Annotated in this window: 1 protein-coding gene; it reads left to right on the top strand. The window is 66.9% G+C overall.

What is annotated here, in order from left to right; translation table 11 throughout:
- Positions 1-278 (top strand): SDR family oxidoreductase (locus tag SB724_RS19875; protein ID WP_410572533.1); only part of this gene is annotated, 278 nt, incomplete at both ends.

Raw genomic sequence — 278 nt, 5'->3', positions numbered from 1 at the left:
GTAGGGCCGTCGCCCGGCTCATGCTGGCCGCAGGATATCGCGTTGCTTTGGCGGGGCGGCGGGAGGCCCAGCTACTGGAAACGGCAGGGGATCACCCGGACGCGCTTACGGTTCCGTGCGACGTGACCGAGTCCGACGACGTCGAGCGGCTCTTCGACCTTGTCCGCGAACGCTGGGGCCGGGTTGATGTTCTGTTCAACAATGCCGGCGTTTTCGGACCGGCCGGGGACGTGGGGGAGATCGGCCGTGATGAGTGGGAATCCACCCTGCGCGTCAAC

Source organism: Bacillus sp. SIMBA_031 (genome assembly GCF_046535225.1).
GTDB lineage: Bacteria > Bacillota > Bacilli > Bacillales > Bacillaceae > Bacillus > Bacillus velezensis.
This window is presented reverse-complemented; position numbering and strand designations above follow the sequence as displayed.